Origin of the sequence: Bradyrhizobium sp. 31Argb (assembly GCF_043638955.1) — a bacterium.
Taxonomy (GTDB): domain Bacteria; phylum Pseudomonadota; class Alphaproteobacteria; order Rhizobiales; family Xanthobacteraceae; genus Bradyrhizobium.
Map to the genome: position 1 here is coordinate 1 of NZ_JBEGDB010000253.1, position 11,767 is coordinate 11,767.

At 61.2% G+C, this 11,767-nt stretch carries 5 protein-coding genes and 4 pseudogenes; 5 read left to right on the plus strand and 4 right to left on the minus strand.

Features of this window, described 5'->3' with window-relative positions:
* A pseudogene (locus AAFX91_RS32720) lies at window positions 1-516 on the minus strand (TCP-1/cpn60 chaperonin family protein); the annotation flags it as partial.
* A gap of 332 nt (window positions 517-848) precedes the next feature.
* Between AAFX91_RS32720 and istA the strand changes: the two are divergent.
* Window positions 849-2,102, plus strand: a complete 1,254-nt coding sequence (gene istA / locus AAFX91_RS32725; protein WP_394569336.1) for an IS21 family transposase — start codon at window positions 849-851, stop codon at window positions 2,100-2,102.
* Window positions 2,099-2,764: pseudogene (gene istB, locus AAFX91_RS32730) on the plus strand (IS21-like element helper ATPase IstB); the annotation flags it as partial. The gene istA and the pseudogene istB, both read left to right, overlap by 4 nt.
* A gap of 605 nt (window positions 2,765-3,369) precedes the next feature.
* Here istB and AAFX91_RS32735 read toward each other — a convergent pair.
* Both AAFX91_RS32735 and AAFX91_RS32740 read right to left on the minus strand, forming a co-directional pair.
* Window positions 3,370-3,642, minus strand: a complete 273-nt coding sequence (locus AAFX91_RS32735; RefSeq protein ID WP_130231077.1) for a hypothetical protein — start codon at window positions 3,640-3,642, stop codon at window positions 3,370-3,372.
* 514 nt (window positions 3,643-4,156) lie between these two features.
* On the minus strand, window positions 4,157-4,318 hold the full coding sequence (locus AAFX91_RS32740; RefSeq protein WP_165421398.1) for a hypothetical protein: 162 nt from the start codon (window positions 4,316-4,318) through the stop codon (window positions 4,157-4,159).
* A gap of 575 nt (window positions 4,319-4,893) precedes the next feature.
* Here AAFX91_RS32740 and AAFX91_RS32745 point away from each other — a divergent pair.
* The 3 genes and pseudogenes from AAFX91_RS32745 to AAFX91_RS32755 all read left to right on the plus strand — a co-directional run.
* Window positions 4,894-6,199: pseudogene (locus AAFX91_RS32745) on the plus strand (MFS transporter).
* An 870-nt stretch (window positions 6,200-7,069) separates the two neighbouring features.
* A complete protein-coding gene (locus AAFX91_RS32750) occupies window positions 7,070-7,198 on the plus strand; it encodes a hypothetical protein (RefSeq protein WP_283807049.1) in 129 nt (42 codons plus the stop codon).
* Window positions 7,199-9,040: 1,842 nt separating this feature from the next.
* Window positions 9,041-9,172, plus strand: a pseudogene (locus AAFX91_RS32755) (AhpC/TSA family protein); the annotation flags it as partial.
* Window positions 9,173-9,330: 158 nt separating this feature from the next.
* On the opposite strand, the gene AAFX91_RS32760 reads toward AAFX91_RS32755, so the two are convergent.
* Window positions 9,331-11,610, minus strand: a complete 2,280-nt coding sequence (locus AAFX91_RS32760; RefSeq protein WP_394569335.1) for a hypothetical protein — start codon at window positions 11,608-11,610, stop codon at window positions 9,331-9,333.
* Between the last annotated feature and the right edge of the window lie 157 nt (window positions 11,611-11,767).

Here is an 11,767-nt window from a genome sequence, read left to right on the forward strand (position 1 = left end):
CGGCAATCATCACCTCGCTGCGACACTGACTCGTCATCCAGATTGCCGCGCCTTCCCATCCAGATCGACGCGCTACATTCTTCGGCAACTCGGCGACCATCGCCTCGGTGGTGATCAGGAGAGCCGCCACCGACGACGCGTTCTGGACTGCGGTGCGCATGACCTTGGTCGGGTCGATGATGCCCTTGGAGACAAGGTTGCTGTACTCGCCGGTCTGCGCATCGTGTCGTAAGAGTACTGATCCTTCTCCAGGACTTTGCCGACCACGACCGAGCCGTCTTCGCCCGCGTTGATCGCGATCTGACGGGCCGGCCAGGACAGCGCCTTGCGCACGATCTCGACGCCGGTCTTCTGGTCGTCGTTCTTGGTGCGCAGGCCCTTGAGCTGCTCGGTGGCACGGAGCAGGGCGACGCCGCCGCCCGGAACGATGCCTTCTTCCACCCCCGCACGGGTCGCGTGCATTGCGTCATCAACGCGATCCTTGCGCTCCTTCACCTTGATCTCGGTCGCGCCGCCTTAGCTGACTGCAGCTCTCGGCGTCGACGATCTACGTCAGTGATAAGCGCCGCATGTGTCCGCGCGGCTTCCTGGCCTTTTCGAGGCCGGCTGGAATGAACGGCCGTTCCAGCTGATCCGGCAGGAATTCTATCTGTGGGCGGGAGCGCGGTCTGTCATGTCGGTCCGAGCGCTTCGCTTCACCGGCTGTTGATGCCTGAGTAATTCTCCCCAGAAGTGCCGTTTAAAAAATCCCCAGTTGATCGTGTCGCCCATCCTCAGGGCGCGCCCTGAGGATGGGCGACGAATCGATCACCCAATCCTGCTCTGCCCAGAACGAGGGAGCGGGTGCGGTGATCAAGCTTGGGGAAGTCATCATGATTCTTGATCTTCATCGGCAGGGACTGACGGTTTCAGCGATCGCCCGCGAACTCGGGATCGATCGAAAGACCGTTCGTAAATGCATCGCTCGTGGCTTAGAGCCGCCGGTCTATGGTCCACGTAAGCCGCGCCAGCGCCGCATCGATCCATTCGTTCCGTATTTGCGCGAACGGGTGATGGCTTATCCCGGCCTGACCGGCCGCCGGCTTTTGCGGGAGCTTCGCGAACGCGGTTATGAGGGCGGCTACACCGCCGTTACCGACCTGCTGCGCGAGATTCGTCCGGTCCCATTGCCAACGTTTGAAGTTCGCTTCGAGAGGCCACCGGGCGACCAGGCGCAGGTCGACTTCGCTCAATTCCAGGTGCAGTTCACCGATGAGCCGGCGGTCACCCGCATCGTTTGGCTGTTCTCCTTTGTGCTCGGCTTCAGCCGGCTGATTTGGGCGCGTTTTGTCCTGCACCAGGACATGCAGACGGTTCTGCGCTGCCATATGGCGGCATTCGAGGCGATCGGTGGCATCCCCCATGAGATCCTTTACGACCGCATGAAGACTGCCGTCATCGGCGACGCCGGCGGCAGCATCGTCTACAACCGGGCGCTGGTCGACTTCGCGCGACACTATGGCTTCCAACCCAAGGCCTGCCGTCCGTATCGGGCTAAAACAAAGGGAAAGGTCGAGCGACCCTATCGCTATATCCGCGAGGACTTCTTCCTCGCCCGCTCGTTCCGCAATCTCGATGACCTGAACGCGCAATTGCGCCATTGGCTGGATACGGTGGCCAATCCGCGTCTACACGCCACGACCCAGCGTGTCGTCAACGACGCCTTCGCCGAGGAGAAGGTGCATCTCAAAATGCTGCCGCTGGCACCCTTCCGCTCGGTCCTCAAGCTGGAACGGCGGGTCTCGCATGAAGGCATGGTGAGCGTCGGCGGCAATCTTTACAGCGTTCCCGACGCGACCCGGAAGCGGGTCGTCGAAGTGCATACGCTTGCCGATGAAGTTCGGATATTCGAAGACGGTGCCCTGGTCGCCGTGCACCCTGTGCTGGAGGGCCGACATCAGCGCCGGGTCGCCGCAGGGCATCGGAAAGTGCCGCGGATCACCGATCCCCATCGCGACACACCGATCTTGATCCTGCGCACCGCTGATGTGGTCGCCACGCCCCCCCTCGACTTCTACCAGGCCGTCGGCCGGCGGCTGGCCTGCCAGGGAGACCAGCCATGAACGCGGCCATCGAGATCGTACCGTCCGTGCTCGACCGAATCCGCAAAACCCTGGTCGGCTTGAAGATGCCGAGAGCGTTGGAGGTCCTGGACCAAACCGTGCGTCAGCTCGAGCGCGGCGAAGCCAGTGCGCTGGAGGTCATCGACACCTTGTTCGCCGAGGAACTGACGCTGCGTGAGAACCGCTGCGTGAAGATGGCGCTGCGGATGGCCAAGCTCTCGACCATCAAGACGCTCGCAGGATTCGACTTCTCGTTCCAGCCGTCGCTCGACCGCAATCGCATTCTCGCGCTCGCCCAGCTCGACTTTGCCGACCGCCATGAGGTGATCCACTTCCTCGGCCCACCCGGAACGGGCAAGAGCCATCTCGCCACGGCGCTGGGCGTGGAGGCCGTGAAGGCCGGCCGCAGCGTCTATTTTGCAAGTCTTGCCGACATCATCGGCGCTCTGACCAAGGCCGAGCGGGAGGGGCAATTGCGCGAGCGGATTCGCTTGCTGTGCCGGACCTCGTTGCTGATTGTCGACGAAATCGGATACCTGCCCGTCATCCCCGGCGGCGGCAATTTGTTCTTCCAGCTCGTCAATGCTCGCTACGAGCGCGGCGCCATGATCCTCACCTCTAATCGCGGCTTCGCCGAATGGGGTGAGTTTTTGGCGCCCCCGTGGGGGGCACGTCCGCTCCAAGGCGCCGTCCGCATAGACGCGGGTCCCGGACGGGATTATGATCTGATTGTTTTCGCCATCGACGCGGATGCCGGCGCCCCCTGCTCCTTGCGAAAGCAGGTCGGCGCGCTGGACCACAGTGTTGCCGCTGCCATAGACGTGCAGTCCCAATCCGAGCCTGGCCGTGTTGTATGTATTAGGCAGATAGGCGGTACGGTTAGCATTACGAGCGAAGAAGGGATTGTCGTTTACCAGATTCTGACCGTTGCCGTAGATCGAGTAACCGAAGGAATTGCGCCGATCGATGCTGTGGCCCATGTCCTGCAACGCGGCGAGCTCCGCCTCCATGAGGGAGGTATAATTCCGGTATTGCTGGTGGCTCATCAGGCTTTCGTGCCGACCATCCTCAGTCATCACTCGCACCGGGATACCTGGCATGGCACGGGCCAGTACTTTACTCACATGCCGGCCTGCGAAATAGCCCTGATCGCGGCTCAGGTCGAAAACGTCGTCAGCTTGCGGGTTCGCGCAGCCGGTACAATAGATTGCCTATCCAGGCTTCGCTTGTTTGCCATTGTCATCGTGCAAATGGTCGGTCCAGGCATTTATCGATTCAGGGAAATACGGTGATGTCGCCTCAGGAGAAAATGGCGAATCTTTGTACTGGCAATTCCCAACTGATGGGCCAACTCATGAATCATAACGGGTACAAGACCGATCTTCGGCGTCGTCGGTAATTGCGACGGGATGTAGGCATCGGATGAGAACCCCATCTCGCCGATCTCAACCATGCCATGCGCGCCGTAGTGCAGTTCGCCCGGATCTTGACGCGTGAGTGCCGCCTGCACCTTGGTGCCGCCGTCGGGACAGAGGCCCATGCGGTGTAACCGTTAATCCCGCCGATGTTGACGATGGCCGGCGACTGACCCGGCGTGACGTTGATGATTTCAGCCCAATGCTGGATCGCCGCAAGCGAATGATCTATTTCCCATTGCGGCAAATTCCGCAATGAAGGCCGCGCGTCGCCTGCTCGGCAACAAAAAGGGCCGTCGCCGGTGCCGAATATCCGTGCCCGTATGAAGGGCACGCCGTTCGAATCCGTGACATCGTAACTTTCAACGGCCCTACTGGGCGAACCCAGCAACGCATTAACCGCAAGCACGATGGTCGTAATTGTCTTCGTCTTCATACTACACATTCTATTCGAGGCATCGATTGCAAGCGTGCTTTGCCGTCCAACTTCGAGCGCGTGGGCACGTCAACGCGCGAGCGGAGCGGCCCGTGATTGGTTACACATTGGCCGCGCGACTTCGCGGCCATAACCCAAACGGCAGCGCTTCAAGATGAAAGGAACGCTGTTTGCTCCGGGTCCTTGATGAAATTCAAATCCGCTCACGAAAGGCGCGTCATCGCCGTCGCTGATGCCTTTGATTCAACTTCCTTAACCTCAAACTCTGGCGCATCACGCTTGGCATTTACGCCCCGCTGAGCCGAGGCGCGCCGCGCCCGGATATCACCGCCTGATGTCTGCGGCGCCGGGATGATGTCGGTCATTTTCATGGTCCATGAGCAATGCGAGCTCCTTATTTTCTCTGATCGCGCGGCGATTCTGTATTGTGCAGGAGACAATCCCGACACAGCGGCGGCTGCACGCAACTGCCAAGCAACGGAGCAAAAGCCGGGCCAATCGCCTGACGCGTCCGCGCACGCAGCCGAGCTGAAGGCAGCATGCACGCGCGGTGGCCGTTGGGTGTGAAAGCAGGCACTACCACGTTCGGCGCCCTCCAATGTTGTCGCAAACTCGCCAATGCAAAGGAGCGCAATGGACGCGCGCGCCGAAAAATTGCAGCGCGTTCGTTACTCATCTTTGCTGGCGATTGCCGCAATCAGTTCAGGGCTTGAATGTGCCCGCAAAAGGCAGGCATGTTTATGCACTCATTATCATGAGCTTCGTCATGACATGCTTCAGGCCACATGTGAGCACTGGCGCGCGGGCCGGCCACGTCAAGATAGAGGGTGCGTGAGGCAAGTGGAATGCGACGTGCGCGACCTGGCTGGTCGAAAATGCTCGGCCAGCGATCGCGCTTAAGGCGGATCGAGGATGACCAGGCAATTTAACTCGGAAGAGGCTGGAGCCGGTCCTCGTTGCAGCAGACGACCGTTTGACCAGCCGCGCCGAGTTGGGCGCCACGATCGGCAATATTCTCGAATTCTACGACTTCGGGACCTATAGCGTTTTCGCGATCCAGATCGGTGAGGCGTTCTTCCCGACGAGCGACCCGTTCGCAGCCTCATGCTGTCGCTCGTGACGTTTGGCGCAGGTTTTGTAACCAGACCGATCGGGGCCATCGTGCTCGGCTCGTACTCGGATCGGGCGCCGGCCCGCGATGAGCGCCAGCTTTGCCACGATGAGCGCCGCGATCCTGGTGTTGGCTGTTACGCCCTCCTACGAGACAATAGGAATTGCTGCTCCCTTACTAACCATTTTCGCACGTTTGGTGCAGGGCTTCGCTCTCGGAGGTGAAGTCGGTCCGACTACCGCCTATTTGATAGAAGCGGCCCCGGCCGAAGCCCGCGGTCTTGCTGTCTCGTTTCAACCTGCCAGCCAACAGATAGCTGCGACCGCCGGAGCGTTGGTTGGAGAAATACTCTCCCTCACCATGACAACCGAGGCACTCAATGCGTACCGATGGCGGATCGCGCTTTTGCTCGGCGCCGGTACGCTGCCGTTCGGACTTTGGTTGCGGAGCGCCCTGTCGGAAACGTTGCACCGCCCCGAAGCCCCGGCTCTCCTCGTCCAGACTGTAAGATCGCCTGCCGCTCGCCGCATCATGAGCTTGGGATTCGTCATTTTGGCGAGCTGCACGATTATTACCTACGTCCCGCAATATCCACCTATGCGCTGAACACCCTGCAAGTTTCTGCGCCTCTCGCCTTTGCCACCACGCTCATCAGCAACACGGTAGGAAATGCTGCCGCCCTGCTGGGCGGTTGGCTCGCGGATCTGGCCGGACGCCGGCACATCATGATCTGGCCGCAATCGCTGCGTTCCTGATGATTTATCCGGTGCTTTTGTGGATCACAGAGAGCCGCAGTGCCCGCGCACTTCTCGGAGGCCTCGGCGCGCTCACCCTGATCGGAGCGATTCCGAATAGCGCCTTCTATGTGAGTATGGCCGAAGGTTTGCCCAAGAACATTCGCGATGGCGCCTTCGCGACGATTTACGCTTTTGCGATCGCGATCTTCGGAGGCACAGCGCAAGTCGTCGTCACCTGGCTGATCCACGTTACCGGGAACGCGCTGGCGCCCGCCTGGTACATGCTTGTCGCCAGCGCGGCCGGGCTCTGTGCCATGCTGATGATGCCCGAGACCGCACCGCCCGCGACCTCGGAAAGGACCATGACCCCAGCTGCGACATCAACGCGATCAAGTTGACCCGTTAAAGAGACCGGCCTCAGCCAGTTCCGGTTGGCGATTCTCTCGTCACCCGCGATCACCCCGTCTCCGCAACCCCGACCAGCTCCGACGAAGTGATCGCTACCATCGTGCCACTGGAGACAAAGAATGGAAGCTTGGCAACACCTCGCAATTAAAGGGCCGGGGCGATTGTCCGGCCATCCGCATCAAAGGCTTACACCCTCTTTGCAAACCAAAACCTTGTCGGGGCCGCGGCATGACGGAGGCCCGGACATACTGCCGCCGCTGCCGCACCAAGCTTCCCCATCCGACCGAGAACCCGCACTCGTCGTTCTGCTGTCGTGGTTGCTGGAGGATGTTCTACGCTGCGAGGTGTCTGGTCTGCGAAGGCTCGATGGCGCGCAACGCCGGCCACCAGCTCGTTTGCTCTCGACCGGCCTGCAAGATCGAGTTCCGTGCACTGAAGCGTCACGGCGTCCTTGGCCGCTTCTACGGACCAAAAACCGCTGTTGGGCACACCCCCAGCCCGAATGTCGTCAGCGCCTCCGCAAACACCGCAAAACAAGGCGTTTGCGAGCGCGTCGACAGCGACCGAGGGTGGCGCATCTGGGCTCCTCGCTGAGCCCGTCGGAAATCCGCCTCGCGACCATCGGGTACACGGCTGCGGTGAAGGCTAGTCGTGTCGCCAACAGACGCCTTCGGGATGAGCTGGAGCGGGCCGAGATCGAGGCCAACGGTCACTTCGAGGACGCCGCGTGGCGCGAAATGACGAGCTCCCACGGCGTCCGAGCGTTCGTCGCCAGCGACAGGCGGCGGTCGGAATCGTGAATTCTCCCTCGCGACGTTCTTTCCCTTGGTCGACGAGATTCCGCGATAACACGCCGCGCAATGCCGAATTCGGGCACATCGTGGCGCCACACCTTCGACCTGACCGAGCCGACGAAGGTGTCGCAATTGATGCGCGTTGCCCGCCGCTATGCGGACCGCAAAGACCTTGCGGCCAAGGTCGAACGTTAGGCGGTGCTGGTCGCGCTGTCGCGTAGCGCGCTGCAAGAAGCGGCACGTCGTGAGTTCGAGGCGAGGATTTTGGCCGGCGAGCGCGTGAGCGCGCAGGAGGTTGCCGCGAAAACAACACGGGGCCTGAAGCGGAATGGAAGACCGCCCAAGGCTCCGGCCGCGACATCCCCGGTAACCCCTTAAATTACGGTGTTTGCGGACGCCTGTTCGACAATCGGGCTAGGTGGGTAGCCCGCCAGCCTAACCACCAACTTTCAGGCAGCACCCGCCGACGGCACTGACACCTTGCGCGGGGGATCCCGCGAAGGGGCTGTTCGTGTGTGGCGAACGCCAGCCGACGACAGCGCGGCCTGGAGCTTCCGACATCAGGGGCGTCAACTGGCGTCCGCAAGCGCCTGTCACATGACCGACTCACATTTTTTGTACTCGCCGATGTGACCTGTCCCCAAAAACCGACGGCCCCGCTCACTCGGCGAAAGAGGCCCATCGGAGGCCAAGTTCCGCGGGGCCTGCCTCCGGACCACCGGCTGGGCAGGCTGGAGCCGGCATGGACAGATTTTGTCTTGCTGGAGTAGCGCCATGAGCCGCAAGTTAAAGCGTGTGTCGTGCTGCGAGGTGTGCTGGACGATGCTGTCCGGATGGTGCCCGAAGCAAAGCGGACGTCATCGTTGAAGGCATGCCTAGCCGAAAAGATACTGGCTCTGGCCGCCGGGGCCAATCGGACACCGCTGTCTTACCGCGGCTTGCCGTGCGGGCGGTGCTGGAATCCTGCTGTAACTGCTACGGGTGTGAAGGGCAGCAACCGACCCTTGCAGCGGGCTGCGACCATCGCGGGAAGGTGATCTAAATCAAAGCCAAAGTGAATTAGCCGCGCTACGTTGCTGATAGGCCGAGTGGCCCTTCGGGCCATTGAGAGCTACGAGATGCTATGGCTGATCATGCAGAAATCATCCGCGCGAGCCGAGCAATGTCGGCAGCAGTGCAAAGACGGCTGGTCCGATCGACAAACAGCGACTACTGCGGCGTTCCGATGAATGGCCGAGGCTCGCACAGCTACCGGTGCTCGCTTCAACCGAAGACGCCTGCAGGAGTGAGCCTGACGAAGGCGACATTCTCAGGCTCCAGCAGTTCACTGAGATGCCTTTGCTCATGTGCGACCTCTTTGCTGATCGAGCTTCAGCCCCCTGACCCCACGGTCGGCCGAGAGGGAGCACTGCCCCGGCGCGCCCAACGGTCGCGCCGGGGCACATGACCTGGAGCGGAATATGCCTCGAAATAACTCAGCCTATTACCGCGCCAAGGCCGAGGATTGCCGTGCGCAGGCGGAGCGAGCGAGCCGCCCGCTCGACAAGGAGTCGTGGCAACGCCTCGCCGATGAATGGCAAAAGCTCGCAGAACACGCCGAGAGACTCGAAAATCAATAAGTCTTCGACCGATGCCCCACTTGGAAACTTGCTTAGGAATCCTGCGCAGGTTGATCGCTAAGGCGATCTGAACCGCATCCCGTTGGCTGAGAGGGCCATTAACGAATACTGGGATGTCACCCTGCCGAGGGCCCGCAAGAGCGGCCTTCGGTTTGTTCAGCGACACATTCTGGCCCACGCCAATGCGGTAATGGGGGATCGCCGCTCCTTCGCCGAACGCGTACATCGAAACAAAGCTGGCGGAGTAAGGCCGCCTTGGTCGGGGTATCCGCGGAGACGTGCCAGGTGTCATCGGCGATCTTGCGGAGGCGGTGCGTCCAGTCGAGACCACGCTGCATCATTTGGCTTCGCTTAGCCAGAGCCAAGCAAAAGTCCTGCCCAGCAAGCGGCAGAGTTATTCTTACGAAATTCTTCTTTGGGGAATTCCCTGATCGACCGGGAGGGGATTGTGCGCTGGAGCTTTACCGAAGTTCCCGAAGGCGGCCATCGCATCTTCGGGCGGCCGAGCCCCGAAGAGCTGATGTCGGCCGCCTCCCAAGTTGCAGCCTAACATGCTAGCGTGTTTTGGCGTGCAATCCTGCCATCTTGTCCTGGGCTGAGATGGTACGAGCCTGCCACACGACAAGAATGGCTTGTTCTCCGGCCAAAGCGCGATGTCACCGACTCATAAGGCAATACGCCCTCCGTGATTGTCGTGCCATACCCCAACTACATCCCGTGTCGAGCAACCTGCGTCGACCGGTGCTCCGCCTCGGCAAGCCAATAGGGTGGGTGGCCGCTAACTGCGGTGCTCAACAAGGACTTACAGAATGCAGGCGTTAGCTTGCCGCGATGGATCACGACGTTCTCGTGACCCGTCGCAGCTCGGGCGTTCTGCCAGTGCCGATTGTAGCCGCGCTGTTCATTCGACTTCACGTGGCAAGCGGCGAAGTCGGCGTCATCCAGCGTCGCCAACTGCCAGGCATGTACCGGCCGTTTCGTATGAATGTGCACCCACATCGGACTGGGCATCGCACCATTGCGCCGTGCCTTACCCTGCAGCTTGATCTCGAACAGCGTCCCTGGCTCGCCCTTCAACGCGCGCGGTAGATCCGCAGGCGCCAACTCCTCAGCCGCCCGCAGCTCTTCAAGGTACTTCTGCGACGGAAAGGCGTAGGTCTTCATGCAATCGATCCTGATTTTGGCCTTTCGGTCCTGCAAAGTCTTTGCCAGCCCCTGTGCCTCGGACAACATCACCTTGAGCCGGTTTAATTTGTTGTGCACTTCGCTCACTTGCGCAGGCGTGAGTAGGCCGCGTCGACGAGGCTCCTCCAACGCGGCTACACAGGCCTGCATCTCGGCGGCCTGCTTCTGCAGGCGCTCGACGACGGTGTCCACGATGTGGTCGGCGTCCTCGGGTTTCATCTGGCGCGCTTGCGAGATGGCCCTTTGCTGACCGGGCAGATCGAATTGCAAAAGTTCGTCCAACCGCTTGAGTACTCGCGTCAGTGCCTCCTTCGACGGGGGAGCCTGCCACATCGCCAAGTGTCCGGTCGCCGACGATGACGCCCTCGCATGTGCCTCCTCCGCGCTCGCGAGTTTCTTCGTACCCAGATCGGAGAGCACGAGAACCTTGGCTGCTGGCGCCGTGCCAATGCCGGCGGTCGCGACCTGCGGCTCCGGCCGCCCAGCCGCCGAACTCCCGGCGCAAGCGGCGGGCGTGCGCTTGCCTTTCCCCTTCCTGCGCGCTGCAGTGCCTTCGGCCGCAACAGCCCTGCCGGTAGTGCTCGCCGGTGTCGAAGCTCCAGCCTCGGCCGGCGGTGCGATGTTGGCCGGCATCTTCGGCTGCACTGCCAGAAACCGCATGACCTCGTTCGCAGTGAGCCACGCGCCTTCCACGATCTGGTCCAACAGTTCCACTGGGAGGTGGGCACCTGTTCCAACGTCGCTTAGCTTGGCAACGATGTCGTCCTGCGACGCCGACGCAAATTCCGAAAGCCGCTCCATGACTCCTTCCAGAACGGCGCAGTGCTCTGCGTCGAGTGCCTGTCCTTTGCTGTATAGAACAGCGTCGGACGTCGAGACGAATGCCGGAAAAACATCCTCGATGAAGGTTCCGAGCAGACGCGCCCGCCCGTTCTCACCAATGAGGATTTTTCTCACGGCTGGTTCGAACTCGCTCGCCTGCTGCTCAATCATGAACTGCGCGAGAGCGATCCGCGATTGCAGATGCATGCACTTCGTATTGAGTGCCCAGCCGGCGTGCAGCCGCAGTGCCGCCTCTTCGCCCTGCCGCATCCGGGGCGTTGTACTTGGTAGGTTGGCGGTGGCCGCGCAGACGGACTGCATCCGTTCCGAGCGCAATGCCTTCTTTCCCCACCACTCTATGCAGGCCAAGTACTGTTTCGCCACAGTGGAAACCGCTCGGCTGAGCTGGTCGGGCGAAGCGTTGGATTTGCGGAGCGCGTCGAGCACGGATGCCGCACCCTTCCTGCTCTTCTCCAAGGCGTAGATGGTCCGGGTGGCCAGCATGTTGCATTCGTCCGCCGCCTCGAGTGCCACGTCGCGGATTCGGCGAGCCTGATCGTCGGGCACAATGCTACGTGCCAAATCTGGGGGCAGACTCGCGTAGTACTCCAGAACTGTTGAGCCTGCCTTGACGACTTGATCGATCAGCTCTTGCGCCTGTGACGAGTCCTGGACTTGCTTGGCCGCATTACGACAAGCCTCAAATTCCTCAAGCAGGCTGTCCATTTTCCGCTTTGTTGCTTTGATCTCGTCGCCCCTCGAGGAAACGGGGACTGCCAGACGCGATGTTGGCGGGTGGCTGGCGAGTGGCGCCGTTGCACCTTGAGGCCCGGAGCGCATCCGCTCCAGGACGGAGTCGAAAGATTGGCTGCCTTCCCCAGGGGCGAGACTGGAATCCGAGGGCGCATTGCTTGATCCCCCCGCGCTGTCGGCTCCTGCAGTCCCAACGTGCGATTTGCCAGGTCGGCCAATGCCCGTCATATTCATCTCCGATACAGTCGAGAATGCGCAGCCTATCTAGATAGAGCACCTGGCTGACGAAGGTCGTTCTCCCGGACGCATGCATGTTTCGCGGGATCGTGAGCACGGATTTCAGGGGATCGTGAGCAGAGATTTCAGACGATCGTGAGCACGGATT